The 21,716-nt window shown below is 37.5% G+C and carries 21 protein-coding genes; 18 read left to right on the forward strand and 3 right to left on the reverse strand.

Going from position 1 to position 21,716, the window contains the following annotated elements:
- Nucleotides 1–2,508, forward strand: a complete 2,508-nt coding sequence (locus tag IGL13_RS00490) for an EndoS/ChiA family endoglycosidase (protein ID WP_010710079.1) — start codon at nt 1–3, stop codon at nt 2,506–2,508.
- Nucleotides 2,509–2,936: 428 nt separating this feature from the next.
- The gene (locus IGL13_RS00495) at nt 2,937–4,205 is read left to right on the forward strand and encodes a RidA family protein (protein WP_002356139.1); all 1,269 of its coding nucleotides are present in this window, start codon (nt 2,937–2,939) and stop codon (nt 4,203–4,205) included.
- A gap of 49 nt (nt 4,206–4,254) precedes the next feature.
- On the opposite strand, the gene IGL13_RS00500 is transcribed toward IGL13_RS00495, so the two are convergent.
- The 3 genes from IGL13_RS00500 to IGL13_RS00510 form a co-directional block, all read right to left on the reverse strand.
- Nucleotides 4,255–4,698: a MepB family protein gene (locus IGL13_RS00500; protein ID WP_002356140.1), complete on the reverse strand. Its 444-nt coding sequence runs from the start codon at nt 4,696–4,698 to the stop codon at nt 4,255–4,257.
- A gap of 14 nt (nt 4,699–4,712) precedes the next feature.
- A complete protein-coding gene (locus IGL13_RS00505) occupies nt 4,713–5,258 on the reverse strand; it encodes an ATP:cob(I)alamin adenosyltransferase (protein ID WP_002401626.1) in 546 nt (181 codons plus the stop codon).
- Between the two features lie 150 nt (nt 5,259–5,408).
- Entirely contained in the window at nt 5,409–5,705 is a 297-nt protein-coding gene (locus tag IGL13_RS00510; RefSeq protein ID WP_002391749.1) for a hypothetical protein, read from the reverse strand.
- A 480-nt stretch (nt 5,706–6,185) separates the two neighbouring features.
- Here IGL13_RS00510 and IGL13_RS00515 point away from each other — a divergent pair, with 480 nt between their 5' ends.
- The 16 genes from IGL13_RS00515 to IGL13_RS00590 all read left to right on the forward strand — a co-directional run bounded on the left by IGL13_RS00515 (nt 6,186) and on the right by IGL13_RS00590 (nt 21,710).
- A complete protein-coding gene (locus tag IGL13_RS00515; protein WP_194180230.1) occupies nt 6,186–6,662 on the forward strand; it encodes an antirestriction protein ArdA in 477 nt (158 codons plus the stop codon).
- Between the two features lie 54 nt (nt 6,663–6,716).
- Nucleotides 6,717–7,067: a hypothetical protein gene (locus IGL13_RS00520; RefSeq protein WP_194180231.1), complete on the forward strand. Its 351-nt coding sequence runs from the start codon at nt 6,717–6,719 to the stop codon at nt 7,065–7,067.
- Nucleotides 7,060–7,494, forward strand: coding sequence for a DUF961 family protein (locus IGL13_RS00525; protein ID WP_061100591.1), 435 nt, complete (start codon nt 7,060–7,062; stop codon nt 7,492–7,494). The genes IGL13_RS00520 and IGL13_RS00525 overlap by 8 nt, the downstream gene beginning before the upstream one ends.
- Nucleotides 7,495–7,507: 13 nt before the next feature.
- Nucleotides 7,508–8,929, forward strand: a complete 1,422-nt coding sequence (locus tag IGL13_RS00530) for an FtsK/SpoIIIE domain-containing protein (RefSeq protein WP_194180232.1) — start codon at nt 7,508–7,510, stop codon at nt 8,927–8,929.
- A 307-nt stretch (nt 8,930–9,236) separates the two neighbouring features.
- On the forward strand, nt 9,237–10,472 hold the full coding sequence (locus IGL13_RS00535) for a replication initiation factor domain-containing protein (protein WP_194180233.1): 1,236 nt from the start codon (nt 9,237–9,239) through the stop codon (nt 10,470–10,472).
- Between the two features lie 15 nt (nt 10,473–10,487).
- Entirely contained in the window at nt 10,488–10,688 is a 201-nt protein-coding gene (locus tag IGL13_RS00540) for a hypothetical protein (RefSeq protein WP_194180234.1), read from the forward strand.
- A 121-nt stretch (nt 10,689–10,809) separates the two neighbouring features.
- Nucleotides 10,810–11,085: a hypothetical protein gene (locus IGL13_RS00545; protein WP_194180235.1), complete on the forward strand. Its 276-nt coding sequence runs from the start codon at nt 10,810–10,812 to the stop codon at nt 11,083–11,085.
- Between the two features lie 20 nt (nt 11,086–11,105).
- On the forward strand, nt 11,106–13,103 hold the full coding sequence (locus tag IGL13_RS00550) for an MSCRAMM family protein (RefSeq protein ID WP_194180236.1): 1,998 nt from the start codon (nt 11,106–11,108) through the stop codon (nt 13,101–13,103).
- A 53-nt stretch (nt 13,104–13,156) separates the two neighbouring features.
- On the forward strand, nt 13,157–13,915 hold the full coding sequence (locus IGL13_RS00555) for a class A sortase (protein WP_194180237.1): 759 nt from the start codon (nt 13,157–13,159) through the stop codon (nt 13,913–13,915).
- A gap of 4 nt (nt 13,916–13,919) precedes the next feature.
- On the forward strand, nt 13,920–14,300 hold the full coding sequence (locus IGL13_RS00560) for a hypothetical protein (protein WP_194180238.1): 381 nt from the start codon (nt 13,920–13,922) through the stop codon (nt 14,298–14,300).
- A gap of 130 nt (nt 14,301–14,430) precedes the next feature.
- Nucleotides 14,431–15,453, forward strand: a complete 1,023-nt coding sequence (locus tag IGL13_RS00565) for a conjugal transfer protein (RefSeq protein WP_194180239.1) — start codon at nt 14,431–14,433, stop codon at nt 15,451–15,453.
- Between the two features lie 17 nt (nt 15,454–15,470).
- Nucleotides 15,471–15,689 (forward strand): TcpD family membrane protein, encoded by a 219-nt coding sequence (locus tag IGL13_RS00570; RefSeq protein WP_061100582.1) that lies wholly within the window; start codon nt 15,471–15,473, stop codon nt 15,687–15,689.
- Nucleotides 15,689–16,081: a TcpE family conjugal transfer membrane protein gene (locus IGL13_RS00575; protein ID WP_228076921.1), complete on the forward strand. Its 393-nt coding sequence runs from the start codon at nt 15,689–15,691 to the stop codon at nt 16,079–16,081. Before IGL13_RS00570 ends, IGL13_RS00575 begins: the two co-directional genes overlap by 1 nt.
- A gap of 68 nt (nt 16,082–16,149) precedes the next feature.
- Nucleotides 16,150–18,669, forward strand: coding sequence for an ATP-binding protein (locus IGL13_RS00580; protein ID WP_194180240.1), 2,520 nt, complete (start codon nt 16,150–16,152; stop codon nt 18,667–18,669).
- 67 nt (nt 18,670–18,736) lie between these two features.
- Nucleotides 18,737–20,593, forward strand: a complete 1,857-nt coding sequence (locus tag IGL13_RS00585) for a CD3337/EF1877 family mobilome membrane protein (protein ID WP_194180241.1) — start codon at nt 18,737–18,739, stop codon at nt 20,591–20,593.
- Nucleotides 20,586–21,710: a phage tail tip lysozyme gene (locus IGL13_RS00590; RefSeq protein WP_194180242.1), complete on the forward strand. Its 1,125-nt coding sequence runs from the start codon at nt 20,586–20,588 to the stop codon at nt 21,708–21,710. The genes IGL13_RS00585 and IGL13_RS00590 overlap by 8 nt, the downstream gene beginning before the upstream one ends.
- The last annotated feature ends 6 nt before the right edge of the window (nt 21,711–21,716 follow it).

Genomic DNA, 21,716 nt, shown 5'->3' on the forward strand with positions numbered 1-21,716 from the left:
ATGAACGGAGTGCAGAAAGGAATGGTGTTCAAAGTGGGGAACAATTTATCGACAAGAAAAGGAGAAAACAGAGAAACAATTGTCAGTTGGCTGGGTCTTTCGTTATTGGTTGGCTTGGCGTTTATCTTATTTAGTCTGTTTCATCAACCAATGATCAGCCAAGCCAATGAGCCGACCCAAGAGAAACATTTTATGGTTTATTATCGGGCTTGGCGTGACAAAACGATGCAAGGAGTTAATACAACATTGCCAGATGAAAATTGGCTAACGATGCACGATATTCCTTATGGTATTGACATTGTGAATGTCTTTAGTTATGTGCCAAAAGGACAAGAAGCACTTGCACAGCCATTTTATGATACGTTAAAAAATGAGTATGCGCCAGCACTGCATGCACGAGGTGTTCGTTTAGTTCGTGGGATTGATTACAGCGAGCTATTAAAAGTTCCTTACGCAGGAACAACGCCTACAGAAGCAGAATTTGATGCTTATGCGAAAGAGTTGTTAACCAAATTTGTCGATGATTTAGGAATTGATGGGTTAGATATTGACATGGAAACTCGTCCAAGTGAAAAAGATATTGTTCTATCTAATGGTGTCATTCGTGCATTATCAAAATACATTGGACCGAAGTCGGGAACGGATCGTCCATTTTTGTATGATACCAATGCAGAATATTTACCACCTTTACAAGATGTCAGTGACTGTTTCGATTTTCTCGCGTATCAACAGTATGGCAGCGATGACCAACGCACGCAACGAGCATTAAATAATTTAAGTCCGGTTCTCAATGGGGAACGATTTGTTCCAGGATTAACTTTCCCAGAAGAGCAAGATCGCAACCGCTGGTATGACACAAAAGAGCCGTATATGGAAAGTAACATGTATAAAGTAGCTCGTTATTCTTATGAAAATAATTTAGGGGGCATGTTCCTCTATGCCTTAGATCGCGATGGTCGCACCTATAATGAAGACGATTTAAATCAGATAAAACCTTCTAATTTGCTTTGGACAAAAACGGCCATTGCAGAGAGTAAAGGCGTTTCTCTTGCAGAGATGAAAGCGGCTGCGCAACACTATTTAAAACGAATTAGCTACGCCAACACAGACCTTGAAGCACAAAATAAAGCCGCAGAAGCAGTGACACAAGCAACAACGCTTTATGATGTGAATAAAGCTATTTTAGGTGGCGATTATGGCCAAGGGATTTCAAACATCTATGATGCTGAATTAGAAAAAGGCCTGTTAGCCATTGACTTAACCACTTTATATCGTGCGTTGGATCAAGCAGTTACAGCCATTGAAAAGGCAGAAAGCTATACACCAGAAACGATTCAAGCACTACAAACAACAAAAGAGACAGTCGCAACAGAACTTGCGGGAAAAACGTATACATCCGCGCAAGTGACTACTTGGCAAACGGAGGTCCAAACAGCTTTGGATAATTTAAAAGAGAAACAAACACAACCTTTAAAAAGTGTCTTTTCCATTGATGCGGGAAGAAAATATTTTTCCGTGGAACAACTGGAAGAATTAGTGGCCAAAGCCAGTCAAAATGGGTACACAGATGTCCAATTAATTTTAGGAAATGATGGCTTACGGTTTATCTTGGATGATATGTCGGTCAATGTGAATGGTAAAAAATACAACCACAACCGGGTTTCAAAAGCAATCCAACGAGGCAACAACGCGTATTACAATGACCCTAATGGCAACGCGTTAACACAAAAAGAAATGGATCGGTTGTTGGCTTTTGCGAAAGCGCGCAACATCAACATCATTCCCGTGATTAACAGTCCAGGACATATGGATGCCTTGTTAGTGGCCATGGAAAAACTAGCGATTAAAAATCCCGCTTTTGATGGCTCAAAACGAACAGTAGATTTAGGGAACCAAAAGGCAGTGAATTTCACAAAGGCGATTATCAGTAAGTACGTGGCTTATTTTTCCACGCATAGTGAAATTTTCAATTTTGGCGGCGATGAGTATGCAAATGATGTCGACACGGGCGGTTGGGCGAAACTGCAATCTTCTGGGCGCTACAAGGATTTTGTCGCTTATGCGAATGATTTAGCTAAAATAATTAAAGATGCGGGCATGCAGCCAATGAGCTTCAATGATGGCATTTATTACAACAGCGACGATTCTTTCGGTACATTTGACCCAGAGATTATTATTTCTTATTGGACAGCCGGTTGGAGTGGGTATGACGTAGCCAAACCTGAGTACTTTGTTCAAAAAGGACACAAAATTTTTAATACCAATGATGCGTGGTATTGGGTAGCTGGCAATGTTGATTCTGGCATTTATCAATATGATGATGCTTTAGCAAATATGTCGAAAAAAGCATTTACAGATGTGCCAGCAGGTAGCCCAAATCTTCCAATTATTGGAAGTATTCAATGTGTTTGGTATGATGACCCTCGTCGTGACTATGATTTTGAACGAATTTATACGCTAATGGATACGTTCTCGGAAAATTATCGTGAGTATATGGTGGTTAAATAAAACTAGTTAAAGCTAACGAGTTATCTATAAAGACTGATCCTGGGACAAAAATCACTTTGGATTTTTGTCCCAGGATCAAAACCTGATAAACGGCGGGAACAGAACCAACTCCTTCGGAAATAAGCCGAAATTCTCCAAAAATTAAAGAGCAATTTTCGGAAATTTCTTCTTATTTCTCGGAGCTAAACGGTTCTTTCCCGACCTCAGCCTTCTTTAACGGAAGAAGATTTGTTTGAGGGTCAACAATCAATTTAGGAATGCCTTATTGAAATGTTCCTGTTCTTATTGTAGACTGAAAGAAGTGGTGGTGGAAAGCTATCACCATTAATAGAAAAGCAGGAAAATAAAAAGGATCTTGTTGGAAGTTTAACGCTTTAAAATGTAAGCGGAATCATTTTTGTTGGAATGCTAAAAAAGGGAGTAGAGTTATGAGTAATGAAAATATCGTCTTAGCAAGAAATACAGAGCGTGCACCAAAGCATCCTCTCGCAGCCCAAACAGTCGCATTTTCCCACTATAATCATTTGTCGGCACAGTTACCTATTGAGCCAACCTCTGGACAATTGGTAGAAGGTGGCATTCGGGCCCAAGCGACACAATGTTTGAAAAATATCCAAGCGGTTGTTGAAAGTATCAACCATGTGATGAGTGACATTGTCAGAATGACCATTTTTGTCAAAGATATGCGGGATGCTGCCGCAGTTGAGGAGGTCTATGCGGCCTTTTTTACCCATTATTATCCAGCTAAAACAGTGGTTGCCGTCGCAGATTTGCCGTTAGGCGCTTCTGTTCAAATGGAGGCACTTGTTTCAAATGGGGAAGGAACTATCCCTAATGCACCTCAAGCTGGGGATTTAATTAAATTAACAAATCAGACTGTTCAGGCACCAATTGATGCTCTAGCCAGTCAAACGGTCGCGTTTTCTCACTATAACAATCTGTCTGCACAATTGCCTATAGATCCTCAAACGGGCAGAGTTGTGGCTGGCTGTGTTAAAACGCAAACAAAGCAATGTTTGAAAAACATAAAAGCCATTTTAACCAGTATTGATGTGCCTTTTGATGATATTGTGAAGATCAACATTTATTTAAAAGATTTATCTAAGCTGGAAGCTGTCAATCAAGTACATGCCGCTTTTTTCCCAGATTCAGGAATTGCGCGCACGGTCAATTATATGCCAGCACGAACAGTGATTGCTGTTGCTGATTTACCAATGGGCGCGGCGGTGCAAGTAGAAGCGGTGGTTTCTCATGGGGATGGTACGCCACCACAAGCGATTGAAGATCGACATGGATTAATTATTGAAGCAAATAATACAGAGCACGCACCGAAGTGTCCATTTTCGACACAAACTGTTGCTTTTTCTCATTACAACCATCTATCAGCTCAGCTACCATTGGACCCTAAAACAAATGCGTTAGTCGCTGGCGGAATCAAGGAACAAACGACGCAATGTTTAGAAAATATTAAAGCGATTATTGAAAGTGTGGATCACAGCTTAGCTGATCTGGTGAAAGTGAACATTTTTGTGAAAGAGATTGAAGAGCTGGCGGCAGTAGATGACGTCTACCAAACGTACTTCCCTGAAGGCACGCCTGCAAGAAGAGTGATTGGTGTGACGGATTTACCAAAAGGTGCTCAGATTCAAATCGAAGCGATTGCTGGGAACGCAGAAGGTACGCCACCAATTGGTTAAACAGTAGAAGAAACAAACGTCAGCTGGCTTCTGAAGCCAGCTGACGTTTTTAGTATTTAGATAAATCAGTAAAGTAAGCTAGTTGCCATTTTTGTGTTTTTTTGGCGGTTTGATTAAGGTTTTGGCACCAAGAAGGATAAAAACGGGCCGCCATTTTGCCTTTTTGTTGATTCGTTTTGAGAATTTTTTGTTGGATTAAACATTCTTTCGGCAGAAGAAAGAGACCTTGCTTTTCTTGATCAGCAATGACAATTGCTAACATTTCAGGGGCTTCCGTTGCATCAAAGGCTTCGTTCTGATTTTGTTGATTTTTTTCCCAGAAGGCTGCAAAATAGCCTTCTTTTTTCGGCGTTTTTTTGGCTAAACGACTGCGGATAAGTTGTTGCGATTCATTAACTTGACATAAAAAGCCTTCATATTCGGCATTTTGTTTTTCTTCGGAAAGCAGGGTGATCGCGCCCACTGCTTTTTCAAGTATTGGCAATGAATTCATCATCTTCCTCCAAATTAAATAGAATAGTTGCGAGAAACAAAGGGAACTTCTTCACCATTTTCGAGCTGATTTAGATACAAAGCTAACATGAAAAAGTAACCTGAGAGTAAGTTGACTACATCATACAGCTGCGGATCAATTTTTTTACCACCATAGTCCATGCGATAAAGTAAACGAACAATATTTTTGGCTTTGGCTCTTAAAATGTGTGCATAAGAGGAACAGATTGTGCCCATCGGTAAAACAAAAGGACGATTTTCTTCGTATGTCAGTTCATTCATAGCATTGACACGTTCCAAAAGCCAGGCTATTTCTTCCTCTGTGACTGTTAATTTTGTTCGGGTCGTTGGATTGACATGGTAGATTAACTCGCAAATTTTGGCTAGTTCTTCTGTTAGTGCAGGCTGTTCAGGGACGTCTAATTGTTGCACGTATCCTCGTAGAAGACCTGTCATCGAGGCCAATTCATCAGTCATTAATTCAAAATCACATCGTAAATCTTCTGGTTTAGAAGATAGATACGGGTACGCTTCATACGGACTGCGGTACATTTTTTCCATTCAATTTCCCTACTTTCTAAAAATAAAAAGCCCTCAAAAAGAATGCACGAAAGCCAATCTTTTTGAGCGCCGTTGCTCGACTGTTCACAGTACACCATTGTACTTGCTAAGGTAATCATAGCCAAGAGTGAAGGGAGAGTCAAGGGGGAATCAAAGTTGGAGAAAGAAAATGAAGCTAAGAATTACCAGAAGTAAACCAATCAATAAACTGACAAGACCAGAAAGTTGACCTAATCGTTGTTGGGTAGAAGAAGGTTGATCGGTAACAGTGAGCAAACTTGAGAAAAAGTTCATTTTTTTCACGAGTATTAAATACGCAACAATAAGCAAAAGAATACCCGAAAAAAGGTACGAAAGGGGCTCAGAAATAAATTTTTGGGCACGAAGTAAAAAAATTCCTATGAAGAGGACAACAAAACCATACTTAAGAAAAGTTTTTTTTGACATGTTGAAATCGCTTCCTTTTTATTGATAAATTTTATTAATAGCCATTATTCTTATGATTAAATTATAGGACTTTGAGGGCGGTGGAGCAAAGGAAAAATGGAGAATGGTGGGAGGAAAGTGTGACCAATAAAAAATAAACCCGCTAGAAAACCTATTTATAGGTTTTCTAGCGGGTTTATTGTTATTCCCACTCAATTTTTGAGATGTGGAGTATTAGAAGAAATGGTGATGTATCAGGGAATTTCGTTTGATATTAGAATGGATTACAAAGCATAAAAAATTAAAAAAGTGCAATGTAAGTGCAATTAGAAACAGCTTGAGAGTGATCTTTTTATTCCCATAAAAAAACAAAATTTCAATATTCAATTAGGGGAGACTATATAAGTCTCTTCTTTTTTTTCGGAAAGAATAAGGTTGTCCAAGTTGTAAAGCTAGTCAGGAGAGTAAGAATTCTGATTTTTGAAAGGGGGTGATTTTGTAGTGCAAATTTATGTAGAAAGTTTATCAGAAAGAAATAGGGGGCGAGGAAACTGGTTTGAGTTGCCGGTATCGACGAATGATCTATCCAGAAAATTTGGGCTTGATGACGATTTTGATGAGTATGTTATCACTGATTATGAGGCACCTTTTGATATTAAGGAGTTTGATTCAATAGAAAAACTGAATGAAATAGCCGAACAGTTAGATGAAGTTCCTGACTATATTTTGAGACATATGAATGAATTGATTGGTGACTATTATGGCGATATTGGTGAATTACTAAAAGAATGGGAAGATATCATTTTTGCTGAAGGAGTTACTGATGACAAATCCTATGGGGAATATATTGTTGATGAGGGACTTATCAACGTTCCAAAAGATCTAGAGTTTTATCTTGATTATGAAGCTTTAGGAAGAGATTGGCGGTTTAGTGGGAATATTCTATACGTTGATGATGGGATGTTTTGGATTAGGTAGTAGAAATACTGACAAAGACTTTTAAGAAAGTAAATTTAGAAAGGGAGATTTTAGATGCCATTACAATATGTGAAAATCCCAGAAAGTTTTTTGGGATCAATTGATTATGTTCAATCAGTAGAAACAGTTATGAAAGACTCCAATGGTCGGGGAAGACGCCGGCGTGCTAGAAAAGAAGCAGAAATCATTTCTTTAACTTCGGATAAAGTAGGATCATTTATGGTTCGTGTTCCAACAGCTGGAGCATTGGTGGGAGACTTTTTCCAAAAGAAAGTTCGTTTAGTAAATCCAAGAATTGAGATCGAAGCAGTACCTGGTGTAACCGAGGATGGAGAAGTTATTGCACGTCCAAGTAAATTATTAATTGCAGAAAAAATTGAATTGGTAGGTGGACAAAATGGCTAAACAAGCACCTTTTGTATTGCGTGATGAAAATGGATTTAGTGATGAGACTATTCCTGTTTTGTTTAATGAGAGTGTGGGTACGTTAACTTTTGTGCAGGAGCGTCCTACGAAATTTGTAAACAATGAGGATGGCGAGCGAACGGATGAAATTCGAGCGATTAGTGTTGAGCTTGTAAGTTCAGAACAAAAAACTAACTTTAATGTGGATTTACCGCCAATGTTTAATCTGAGTAGCTTGAACTTAAAATATGGAGATGAAGTCTTATTAAAGGGAGTAAAGGAAGCAACAGCTTGGGCAGTGTTGCCACAAGGAAGTCGTAATGTAGTAGATGCGATTACGGGTTTTTCGATTGTTGCGGAAAGTATGGAAAAAACCGCTAAAACTGATAAACAAGTAGCCAAAGATAATAGTGAAAAAGGAAAATAAGAGGCAATAACTAATGGATTCCTTATTTGTATATCGCGGGATACGGATTCGACCTTTTCATAAACATATTAACTCCATTTATCGTTTATTATTATGGACTCCTTTTCTACTAGTAATATCTTTTGCTTGTTTCAAGTGGCTCTATGATCCGGTAAACCATTTATTGAAGCAGCGAGATTTAAATGTATTTCCCGTTATTCGATTGTTTCTGTTGCCGATTTTGATACTTGCTCTTAGCTATATTATGGTATGCATGTTTTGGCAATGGTCGTTTAAACGAAATGGCTTTTTCTCTAGAGTAGATCATAGATCTCGTTTAGCTAAAATGGTTCATGAAAATCAGTGGATTATTTATGATAATCAGAGAAAGAAGGGAGATTCCCGTAAAAAAGCGAAAGTCATTTACAGGCCAAAAATTTTTTATCGCAAGAAAAAGGATCAAATTGCGATTTACTTCCCCTTAGACGGAAATAGGTTCCAAAGAGAATTTGAAGAACTGTCATCTAGATTAGAGAAGGTACTCTTTGTTGATGGTATTGAAACGACAAGAGAGAAAGGGTACTTAAAGTTTATGTTTGCTACAAGTGCCCGTTCTAATAGGATTTCAGTTACAGAGATGCAAGTAAAACCTAATAGAATTCAGTTAATGAAGAATATTTGGTGGCGAATTGATAAAGTAAGTCACTGCTTAATCACAGGCGGTACAAATGGTGGTAAAACCTATTTGATTTCTTCTATGATTTTAGCGTGCTTAAAGATTGGTCAGGTCGATGTTTGTGATGGAAAAGGATCAAGTCTAAAAACCCTTGATCGTGCTCCTGTTTTTGAAGGACATGTTTTCAGTACAAAAGCACAAATTATTCAGTGTCTAAGACAAGCGGTAGAAAAAATGGATTCCCGTTATGCTTATATGATTGATCCGGAAAGATTCATTTATGGATCGGATTATACAGCTTATGATTTGAAACCTTACTTCTTGGTTATTGATGAATGGCAGGCGTTTTATCAAAGTTTGTCTAGAGATATGAAAGCTCTGGCGGAAGTAGATGACTACTTTACCCGGTTAATTTTAAAGGGCCGTGAAGCTGGAGTCATGCTGATAGTTGGGATGCAACGTGGAGATGCAAATAATTTACCGCTGGCTACACGCGATAACTTTGGATTGAGAATTAGTGTAGGGAAATTATCACGAACAGGTTATGACATGATGTTTGGCTCTTCCTCAAATGAAAAAGATTTTTATAATACGAATGAAAAAGGTCGAGGATATATCGATGCTGGGGACGCTCAGACAAGTGAATTCTTTTCGGCATATGTGCCTAATAGCTTTGACTTTTTTGATGAATTCAAAAAATTTCCGAAACAAAAAATTGATCCTTCAGAGAAAGTTCTAAACGAAAATGAGTTTGTTGCATCTGAAGCGGTTGACGGTTAGGGAACCCGTTTCTTGTGTAGAACGGGTTCGCACAGTTTTGCGAAGGAGGCCCCAGGTGCGTACGAAGTAAACGCAAGGCGGAGCCGGCCAGCGTAGCGGTGGGGACGACTCGCAAACTGCGAGCAGCGGTGTGCGAGTGACACACGAGAATAAGGGTAGGCGCGTAGCGCCTACCCTGGCAACCCCTATATTCTAATAGGGGGGTAACTTTTAAAACTTATCCCTCTAAAAAAATCGGCGGAAACCTCTAGTTATAGGGATATTAGCCCTTGAATACCTTGTAGCAAAAAAGTGCATATTTTGAATTGTGCTACAAAAAGGAGGAGTTGTTATTGATATTACAAAACTAAAGAAGTACAGGCTGGAGTTAGGACTTAGACAGGAAGAAGTTGCGAATACCTTTAACATTTCTCGATCTTATCTTGGACACATTGAAAACGGAAGACGTAAGTGTTCTACGGAATTTTATAATGAGTTGGTTGCTTATTATGATGAATTAAATCAATCGGAAGGTTTGAAGGCTATGCTGGACTACGTAAGAGTCCGTATACCAACAAATGATATTCATTTCGTTGTAAAAGATATTCTTTTGATGGAGTTTGAAAAGTTTGTTGAGTATCCAACGGGAATGTATGGCTATGTTGAGTTGTATCGATATGGAGATATATGGATACTTAATTCAAAAAAAGGAGATGATAGAGGGGTATTAATTCAACTCGCAGGAAAAGGGTGCCGAAATTATGAATACGTAATGAATGAGCTTGACCAAAATTGGCAAGCTTTTTTTGATCGCTGCTTTTTAGCAAATGGAATTGTTAAAAGAATTGATGTCGCTATAGATGATTATTTAGAATATGTTTCTCTTCCTGAAATGGCGCGAAAAGTGGAACGAAATGAATATGATTCAACATTCAAAAAAGTTCAAGCAATTCAAACTTATCAGAATGGGGCTAAAGAGATAGGCAGTGAAAAAAATGGTGCCACGGTTTACTTTGGTTCCAGACAATCCAATTTGTATTGTTGTTTTTATCAGAAAAATTTTGAACAGGCTGAAAAATTAGGCGTTAGTCCAGAAGATATGGAAGTGAAGAACCGCTATGAGGTTCGTTTTCAAAATAAAGTAGCAAACAAACTGATCATGGCTTATCTAGAAGGAGGTCAACTGCTCTATCTTGTACGAAGTGTTCTAGATGAAAAGATATATTTCTGGCAAAAAAATAGAAATGGGACAACAAGCAAATGGGAAGGCTGGAATAAAATGCTCGGAGCCACTGGATTTGTAGATTTATCAATCAAAGCAGAAAAGCCTAACTTTTGGAGGAAACTCAATTATATTCGTGCCTACTGTGGTCAAATTCTCAAAATGGCAGATTATGTGGGAGCAGTTCGTGGAGAAAACTATATCGAAGAAATTATCGAAGCTGCTGAATTAAATGAGTCCAATTCAAAAATTCTGGAGTGGGAATTAACCGAAGGATCAGATCTATTAAGTGATCAAGGAAAAATGTATTTGGCTCATACCGGGGAAATAATTTCAAAATAGACTGGAGGAAAAAAGATGATTGAACAAAAAGTATTAGATTGGCTTAATAGTCGAAATAAGCGAATGATTCAGCTTAGTCAGTTAGTGAAAGAAATGAAACTTTCCCATACTGAAGAGATGGAATTGTTAGGCTCTCTGAAGTACTTCAAACACTTGCAACGGACCTATAAGATTATCGATGGTAAGACTGTTTGTTATTTGAGAGTCATTCAATGATCTGGTGTCAACAGAGTTAAAACGAATAAGTTTTTTTCATTCAACTTGAAATTGGATGGAAACAATTCAAAGCACATGAGGACATGGGCTTTTTTATTATATAAATTTTTTCGGAAAGAAGGTGAGTATTACGAAATATTATGAGTTTGCGTCTCCGGGTTATGCATTGGTTGCAGCAACGGACACGAATCAGGCTTTGATGGCCTACGATAAAGAATTCAATTTGAAGGAAGGACAAGAAGTAAGTTTTTCTATATCAGATGAAACACAAGTATTTCAGCTATACAAAGAATTGTTAAGTAATTTTGTTCCTTTGAATGTGTTAGATAAGGAAGCCAAAAATAGATTTAGTGAAGTTCAAAAAGAAGAAAGTGCTGTACTGATTGTGGAGCATTAAGAAATGGAGGAAAAACAAGAATGGTTAAAAAAACAAGTAAATTAGTTGCGGTAATATATTTGGGAATATCATTATTCAGTAGTTCTGTATTGCCAGTGGTGACGATGGCACAAGAAGTAGGAAATCCACCAAGTGATTTTACTAGTGTGAATTATGATGATGTGAACTCGTTGCAAGGTGCATTAGAGAATAAGGATTTTCCATTTGTTAGTGAAGCAGCTATTTCAAGCTCAGAATATAATTCAACCTTGAAGCAACAAGAAGGATACAAGAAGACTCGAAGTTATTTCATGGAACGAATCATTGCTTTGGGAGGGGAGGCCGAAGTATCAGCGGAGGACCAACCATTGCTGAAAGCAGTGAAGACAAGTTCAGACTATGGATATTTTAAAGATATTCAACCAATTGCTCCAGATATTTGGGTTGCTTTATTTAATCGGCCTTCAGATGGAATTCAGTATACGGAAAACTTCATGCGTGCACATAAGGTCAATGGTCAACACGCTTTTTGTATTGATCCAGGGGAACCCATTCTGGGAACACCAAATTATACTTCATCTAATTTAACAAGTATTGTTGGAGAAGACCAGGCGAACAAGATTTCCGCGATCCAAACAGTCGTTAATGAAACATGGAATGATACTTCCGCTATTGCTGGTCAAGAAATGATTTGGTCCATCCGCGGAGCGACGAATATTGAAACGGAGCCGATGCGACAAGCAGCAGTTGATCAAGCAAAGAATACGATTCAGTCTGGTGTCGATGAACTATTAACTCCTGTTAAATTTGATAAAACGTCTCAGGCGATAAATGCAGGTGATACTGCTATATTTTCTGTTCAAAGTGGGGGGAAGGATCTTTATGTAGCTAATGTTTCAGAAGGTGCTTCAGCCAAACTTGATGGTTCAAAAATTGTAGTTACAACAGAAAACAATGCTCCAGATGAAGTAACTGTAACCTTGGGTAAGGGAAATAAAGAAGCGAACCATTTTGTATGGACTGCGGGAAGTAATCAACGATTATCAACGGCGGAATATAATCAAGGAGATGCAGCTCAAGTAAAATTGAAGTTAACGAAAAAAGGGAAAATTATCGTTCATAAGAAAGATGAGTCTAACAAACCGCTAGCTGGTGCTGAATTCACTCAATATGATAAATCGGGGAAAACAGTTGCAGTTAAAACCACGGATAAATCGGGAGATGTAGAATTTGAAATCTCCTCAAATAATACCTATGAGGTAAAAGAAACAAAGAATCCAGTAGGTTATAGTGGAACGTTTGATCAAAAGAATATTACGTTAGCAAATAATGGACAAGTTTTCGAGTATACTGCGAATAATACTCAAGACAAAGGGAAAATTATTATTCACAAGAAAGATGAAACAGATAAAGCTTTAAAAGATGCGGAATTTACACAATATGATCAATCTGGCAAAGTAGTGGCAGTTAAAAAATCAGATGCGAATGGTGATGTATCTTTTGATATTTTGTCTAACAATACCTATGAAGTAAAAGAAACAAAAAATCCTACAGGCTATCATGGTACATTTGATCAGAAGAATATTACGTTAGCAAATAATGGACAAGTATTTGAATATACTGCTAAAAATATCCAAGATAAAGGGAAAATTATCATCCATAAAAAAGATGAGAATGGGAAAGCTGTAGTTGGAGCAGAATTTACTGAAACAGACAAAGCCGGCAAAACAGTTGCGGTTAAGAAGACTGATAAAGAAGGAAACGTGGTTTTTGATATCCAATCAAATGAAACCTATGCAGTAAAGGAAACGAAAGTCCCTGAAGGGTATGAAGGTTCATTTGAAAAGAAAAATATCACACTAAAAGATGATGGTCAGACTTTTGAATATACGGCAATTAATAATCATAAGCACGAAGTGCTGATTCAAACTGATTCCGATAATTATCAGAGCAAAGGATTGATTGGTTTGGCTATCTCAGGATTTGCTAGTGCGATTGGCTGCATTGGATTCATGGTTCGTAAATTTAGAAAATTATAGTCTAACAAGAGAGAGTATCTGAAAAAGGTATTCTCTTTAGATTGGAGGTTTTCATGAAGAAATTTCTGAAGAATAGGAAAGTACAACTTCTTTTACTGATTACAGTAATTTTAGCCGGTATAAGTATATTTGGTTATTACACTTACCAACAACATCATTTTGATCAGATAGCAGCAGAGAAACAGCAGGCAGCGATTGATGAAATGGAAAAAGACTCGGAAAAAAATGGGAATAAGTCTAAAACTAAGTTGTCAAAATCTAAATATGTAAATAGAAAGAATCCATCTACCAAAGATCCTTCGACAAATGTAAAACCAAAAACGATTGATAAAAGTCGATTAGATTATTCAGGAAAAGATGTAGAACCATTAACTTTGAGTGACATGGAGAAGGTTAATGCAGTAAAAGTTGTTCAATCATTAGGCGTCGGAATGATTGAAATTCCAAGTATTGGTATGAAGCTGCCTATTTTAGAAGGTGTAAGTCAGTCAAATTTGAGTGTGGGTGCAGGTACCATGAAAGCAAATCAAGAGCCTGGTAAGAGAAATTTCAGTCTGGCAGGGCATTACATGACAGATGCCGGTTTATTATTTGGAGGAATACAAAATGTGAAAAAAGGAGACTTCATTCAGATCACTTATCAGAGTGAGCAAGTAACATATAAAGTGACTAGAACTCAAAGTATCAGTAAGAATGATGGGTATGTTACTTTTGATTCTGAAGGGGAGGGGTTGTTAACATTGATAACTTGTGACCATGCGGTCCCAGGGACAAACAACCGTTTCATGGTTCGGGCGGAGCTTATAAAGTAGAGTAATGAAAAAAGAATATAGTATTCCATTAAGCCGTATTTTACATGAAAAATACGGCTTTTTAGTCTATCCGAGTAATCCTTCAGAAAAGGAACAAAAAGAATATGAAAAAGTATGCTCCTTCTTACACCGGAACGATCTACCTTATACACCATATGTTCCAGTATTATTTGAACGGCAATTATCAAAAGTAACTAGTTTAATAATTGAAGGGAACGTGCTGCGGACCAAGTTGGGAACCCCAATAGGTTATCGTTATGATTTTTATAAGGCTAGGTATATCAATTCGAGTGAGCCGAGGGATATTAAAGTGTATGGTGAGCAACTGGTGCGGCAAGAACTATTAAGTATCTTGCGGCATTTTAAATTTTTGGAACAAGGATAAGATTCATTGGTGTTACTTCGGAGATTACTTGCCATGTATTGTCCAATCTACCATTCGAAGCTCAGTAGTAGGAGCAATCAGTTCTAAAAATTAAAAAATCCAAAAAGAAAAGTAATGGAAGGATTTGCTTATGAAATTCAAATTCAAAAAGAAAGAGTCTGACAAAAGTGCAACAGTCCCCAAAAAACGAGGAATTCAAACAAAATCAATAAAGAAGATTGTTTGGGTTAGCCTAATAGTCTTAATGTTGTCGGGTGTTGGAGCTTATATAAAAGCAATGGCTGTCAGTAATCATCTATCTGAAATTCAATCAAGTATTACCAAGTTAACGAATGATTTGGCTGGAGAAAAAAAGAAAAATCTGCCTTATACACCTGGAATACAGGCGTTTATGGATCGTTTTGTAAGGTGTTACGTCAATGTACCTAAAGATAGCAATCAATACAAAGAAAGAATGAATGTGCTGGTTTCAGATTTTTATGCTGAAGGTCTTAAAGAAAACGAGACAGGTCCAAATGCAACAAGGATGTTATCAGATATGACGTTTGTTCAATTGGCTAATGTTGAAGGAATTCAAACGGCTACGTATGAAATCACTTATACAATTGAAACTTCACAAAAGAAGATTGTTGAGACGAAAAAAGATGCCGGTAAAGGAAAGACAGTGGTGGAGAAAAAAGAGATTGATGATCCCCAGAAGGTTACTAATACAGAACAATTAAATATTCCCTTTGCGGAAGAAAAAAAAGGCATGCGAGTGATTGCCTATCCATATTTTACTCCGTTAAAAGGAAATGGAAAGATATCAAAAGCCATTACGTATCAACCAGAAAAAATGAAATTGGCTAGTCAGGAAGAAACTGAGGAATCAGAAAAATTCATGAACGAATTTCTTGAAAAATACGCATCGAGTAAAGCAGCGGACATGAGCTATATGATGGAATATCCCGAAGGATTGAATGGAGCCGTGACTGTGGATACCGCTGAGAATAATATTTATAGAGGCGATGAGAAAGAAGTTCTAGTGAAAACTGATGTGAACTTCAGAGACAAAGATACAGACATTCGTCAAAGAGAACAATTAACGTTTCATCTTATTAAGAAATCGGGAAAATATTACGTACAGAAAATGACTCACACATGGGCAGACTAGGTAAGGGGGAATGAAGGATGACATTACAATCAATTGTTCAATGGGTGCTAGATCAGGGGAAATACGCGGTTATCGGTGTGATTGTATATAGCTGTGTAAAGCATTTTGCAAAATCTAAAACGGCAGGAATTATTAGTTCTGTAATTATCGGCGCATTATCATACTATTTCTTGGGAAATCCAGAAAAAGTTCTCAATGCGATTGGTGAAATATTAGGAAAGGTATTTGGTGGATAATGATGGAATGGGAACCTTACAATTATACGATTGTTTTTAAAGAACCCTATCATATACAAGAAATTCCAAATGTGGTGCGTTTACCCTTTTCTATTGTATTAGTAGACTTGGTAACAGGGATTATTATTGCGGGACTCGTTAGAGTATTATTTGGTGGCATTGTTGCGCATTTGCAAGAGACGATTCCTTTTATGAATATGTTAAGTTACATAGCAGTGCCAGTGACATCGGTTATGTTACTTAACAAGGTACAACCGGATGGAAAGAAAATTCATTACTATTTGTGGGATACCTTAATTTATTATGGCACGATAGAGTGGGTAGATATTGCCTTTTGTTGCTGGACTAAAGTGAAACGCAAAGAAATAAATGAATCGGTAAAGTTTAATTAATCATTAGGGTCGTATGCTTTTGGTAGCATACGACCTTTTTAAATTAATGAAGGAAAGAGGAGAAGCGAATGATTAGGATCAATAGTCCACTAAAAGCATTGAAGGAAAATATGTTGTTGAACGATCGTGGTCATATATGGGCTTATTATCGAGTGGAGCCAAAAACAATTTCTCAAAATAATCCAAAAGCAGTACAAGAAACTAAAGAAATGATGGTTCGCTTAATGAGAATGTTAGAGCCATACAAAGATGTAGATTTAACAATGTACCCCAAGACCTTAAATCTCAGAAATAAAATGAAAAAACTCGGAGAAGGTTTTGATCCAAAAAATCCGGAGTTAGGTGAATACTATGCCAAAGAAACGATTAGTGTTTTGGAACAAGAGTTAGGCACGGTGTATCGTTCATCATTTTTATTGGGTGTGAAAATGCGAGACGGATATATCGCGGATGATATTCGTGATGTGATTAAGCGAATAAGTGAAGAAATTTCCGTAAGTATTTTAGAAATGTTTGGTTACGAAGTTAGTAATCAAGATGTTCTATTTGAAATGATCCGGCAGACGGAAAAGGAGCTAAGGCAACTGTTGTTTCCATATTCTATTCGCCCACTTTCAGAGAATGACATGATCTATGCAAATCGTGCGCAGTATATTCGTGGAATCAAACATAATATTGATGAAGAGAATCATTGGAAAACCATCGAAGATATACAAAATAGTGTTTTGACACCGTTGAACAGAGGAAAAGGGATTTTGAAGCTAGAAGACGATTTAGATGAAAGTTACATTGCAATTTTGCCAATTGGTGAAACTGTAGAAAATATGAAGAATATAAATCTGTTCCATTACTGTCAGGATTTACGTTTTCCTGTGGAATTAAGAATGAAAATTCACTATCCCGAAACCAAAGGAGTGAATGGACTAGGGGCGAAACTTGGTTGGTTAAATAATCGTTTTAAAGAAGAAGAATTGGAACAGATGTCTGACGGAGATGAATCATCGAATCGAATGAAAAAAATTCGCTTTCTGGTGCAAAATATACGAAAAAAAATGGATGAGAAGGAGCCAGTAGTTGATTGGTTATGTTGTTTTATTGTATATGGAAAGACAGCTGAGGACGTTCGTGAGCATTCACTGGAAATCATTAAGAGTTTGAATGATACCGTCAAAGTTTATAAAGGCAAGCGTGATCAGATCAATCTATTTCATAAGATGATTATGGGGCAAGACTTGGAAGGGCAACGCCATTGGGTACAGCGAACTTCTTTGGAATGTATTGGAGAATTGATGTTCGCGACTATTGAAGAATTAGGTATGGAATCCGGCTGGTATATTGGAAGACAAGATGTACTAGGATCTGATGGGATTCAGGGAGAAAAAACGCCATTAGAAGATCTGATTTTTGCTTCAAATCGATATGTTTTTTTGAATCCTTTAGCAATTGCAGAAGGAATAAAAGGGGCCTTGTATGACGCTCCTCATATTGCGGTAACTGGTAAAACTGGGAAAGGCAAAACCTTTTTAGTGGGATTACTATTCTTATATAGTTCATTTTTAGATGTTCAAAGCCTTTTTATCGATCCAAAAGGTGAAAAACGGTATTGGTTCACGAAGATTATGAACGATCCCTATTATCAAGAGCATTATCCACAATATGTTGATCATTTACGTAGCTTTAACTATGTGTCCTTGGATGCGAGAAACAAAGAAAACTTTGGAGTACTTGATCCAATCACCTATCTCACTCGAAATGATGCGAAACAGGTTTCGCAAGATATGATTAATGAACTGAATCCTTTAGGTGCAAATTTTCAATTGAAGGGAGCAGTCTTGGAAGCTATAGAAGCGATTCAAGATAGAAAGGAACAAGGAGAAATTGTTGGTCTAATGCATGTAATAGACTATTTGAAAGACCATTCAACGCCGGATATTGCTGAGTATGGTAATTTTCTTAGTCTCACAATTCAAGATTCGATCTTGCGATTGGGCTTTTCATATGGAGAGAATAAAGGACTAGATTTCAATGAAAAGGTCACAATTTTAGAGATTCAAGATCTTAAATTACCTTCTGAGGATCAAGATGCTTCAGATTATACTGATGTTGATCGAAAAGCATTGTGTTTGATGGTGAGCTTAGGACGTTTTTGCGAAATGTTTGGTAAACGAGATTTAACGAAAAAAACGGCTGTCTACTTTACGGAGGCTTGGGTCTTCAGTAAGTCCAATTCCGGTAGAGCAATTATCACCGCCATGGCTCGCGTGGGACGTTCACAAATGAATCAATTAGTTTTAGATACCCAGTTTATTGATGATTTGGGATCTGAGGCCGAGAAAGGAAATTATGGTGTTGTTTTCGCTTTTGATGAAGATTCGGAAAGGGAAAAGATTTTATCTCATTTAGGTTTGGAGATAAACAAAGAAAACCTAAATGAAATGCGTCATATGATTAAAGGGCAATGTTGGATGCGTGATCCATACGGACGAGTTGGGAAGTTGAATGTTCATAGCCCGTTTGAAGAAGTTACCAAGTCACTACAAACGACAATTAAGACAAGTAATAGCGAGGCTGAAGAATTGGTCGCATAAAAAAGGAAGGAGGCCAAATATGAAGCTGCGTTTGAACAGAATAAAGGTTTCGAGAAGGACGATGTGTATGTTACTACTAGTCGTCTTTTTTTTGATGGCTGGAGTAACTGCATTTGCGGCGACTGAGGGGACAGATATTACAAAAGTTGGAGCATATGATTTAGATACTTTCTCTTCTTATATGGTAGATTCAGATTTTTCTCTTTCCAAACTCATTTTTGGTGAAAGTGGCAGCAATATGATGATGTCAGTTACCAATATTTTCTATAGCTTTAATAAATTAGTTTGGGAAGTCGGCTCGTTTATGATTGGAAAATTATATAAGGGAGCTGAAATGGATCAATTGATTCATTTGTTTTTTACATTTTCAAAAAATATTTACGATCAGCTTTATAGCGTTGTGGGAATCGGTTTGATTGCTATCTATGTTTTGTATGTTGTTTATCTGTATTTTGTGAAATCCCCAAAACAAGCACAAAATAGGTTGTTTCGACTACTACTAGTTATCAGTTTTGCATTTACATGGTTTGGTCATGGTCAAATATCATCACATGGGGAAGAGTACACAAAACGTTTAGACAGTTGGTCAATTGAAGTGGAAGGACTGATATACCAAGCGACAAGTAGCATTGAAGGATTAGAAGTAGCTACAAACAGTGAAGATGCAATTGAACAAATTCAGGAGATGTATTATCAAAAAGCCGTTGTTGGACCTTACCTGTTAATGAATTATGGCACAACTGATATTGGGAAGTTAGAAGCCGATCATATTAAAGCTAGTGAATTTTTAGGAGAAGATGGTTCAGAGAAGACGTTAAAGCGAATAGAAGAAAATGTAAAAAAAGCGGAGGGGGATGAAAAGAACGAGAAATATCGAAAATATCTCAAGCCATATAAAGGAGTTTATAAATTAATTGTTGGCACCGTTTCTCCAATGTTAAATCTGACGTTAGGATTACCAATGTTAATGATTGGCTGCATACGATTTATCTTTCAGCTAGGGGCTCTTTTAATGTTAGTTGCTTTGCCGTTTCTGTTGATTTTATCTTTTTTCCCTAATATGGAATATCTGTTGTTTAAAGGATTTAAATCATTTGTAGGATTCATTTTTCAGAAATCAATTTATAGTGTGCTAGTTTTGTTACTTTTCTTGGTTTTTAATGTTGTGGATTCTTTGATTGCCTCAGGAAGTATTGTAGGCTTCATGGTGAATTTGATTGTTAAGGGAATCATTAGTTTGGTCGGGTGGAAAAAAAGAAAAGAAATCCTTCAGAAGATGGGCTTAGGACAAGCTGATGCAGTAATGGATCAAGTAAAACAAAAGGCTAACGAAACAAAGGAATCTGGTAAACAAATCATTAAACAAGGGGCGGAAGTCGGAACAAAGGTAGCAGTGAAGTTGCATCCTGGAGCTCAGAAAGTTTATCAAACCGCTGGAATGATTAAGTCCGGTATTGTTAGGACGAGTCAAAGGGTTAAAAGAAATTATGGGAAATATGCCCCAGATGAAAAGACGCGTCAACGGAGAAAACAGCAAAGTTCAGAATCTAATAATAAATCCCTAGCGTTACAAAGAGAGAAGAATAGTAGTAAAAATAGCAATCCGCAAGCACATTTTGTATCTTACAAAGGTGGGATTGGGATACCAAATACTACTAGAACGCCACAGAAAAAAATATTAACAGAACGTAGTTTATCAAGTAAAAAGGTTGTAATTAATCGAAAAGCACTGGACCGTTCAGATCAAAAAATTCCTTTGTCTGTTACAGTTCCGCATATACGTAAGACTCAAAATGATGATAAAACTCAACGAATTGAAGTGATCACTAGGGGCGATTCTGGTACAAAAGATAAACAAATAAATATAGAGAATCATGTCGTTCAAAGAGTCTCTCAACGAAAAGTGGGTGAGGCAGATGCGTAAGGTAGTAAAAGGTTTTGTCGCATTCTTCAGCATCCTATTTCTAATGACTTTCTTTAGTAACGGCTCTGATAACACGAGTTCTCAGAACTGTACCGTTGCAGCAGGAGAATCAATTTCCGATATTGACTCTAAAACCATGGAAGAAAATGCAAAACAGATTGCAGCGTATATAAAAAAGGAAATTCCAGAAGCAACAATTCAAGGGATTTCAGGAATGTTAGGAAATTTCCAGCGTGAATCGGGTTTAGATCCAACTGCTATTGAACGTCCTAATGATCCTCTTTCCGGACATGGATTGGCACAATGGACTGCTGGAAGAACGACGCTGCTAATGAATTTTGCGAAAGAAAAGGGGAAGCCATGGTCAAATTTGGGTTTGCAGTTGGCTTTTTTAGTCCATGAATTGAGAGGTTCCGAGAAAGGTGCAATTGAAGCTTTAAAGATGACAGATGTTCATGAAGCAACAGAGTCATGGCAGACTCTGTTTGAAAGAGCCGGCATTCCGGCATTAGATGAACGGCTATCCTTTGCCGATACATGGTATTCAAAGCTTGGAACAAGTGATCCGGCGAGTGAGGCATCTTTGGGTAATGCTGCAATTGGTGAGAGTAATGGTGGTTATTGTGAAGAGGAAGTAAGTAGCGCTTCTAATGGGGATATTCTCAGTGTCGCCAATAAATGGTTGGGCTGGTTTCACTATAAACAAGTTCACCCTTCCCCTACTTTGGGAGAGGATTTAAAGAATCCCAATAAATCTGGAGAAACCGATTGTTCCGGTTTTGTTTGGTTGGTATTAAATAAAGCCGGATACAAAGTTCCAAAAAATATGGGGTGGTATACAGGGAGTATGGCTAGTGATGCAAAAGAGTCTCATCAATGGTTCAAAGAAATATCTGAAAGTGAGGCGAAAGCTGGTGATGTTGTGATTGTCAATCAAGGAGCAGGAGCAGGAAATAACGGTCATACGGGGATTTTAACTGAGAAGTGGCAAGGAAAAGAAACGAAAATAATTCAGGAAGGAGGAAACGGAGACAGTGTAAATATTGAAGCTTTTGGAACATCCTTTACAAGTTTATTGAGTGGTGGGGATGTTTGTTTTGCTAGACCCATTAAGTGAGAAAGG

Origin of the sequence: Enterococcus sp. DIV1937, from assembly GCF_050535975.1 — a bacterium.
In the GTDB taxonomy this organism is placed as follows: domain Bacteria; phylum Bacillota; class Bacilli; order Lactobacillales; family Enterococcaceae; genus Enterococcus; species Enterococcus faecalis.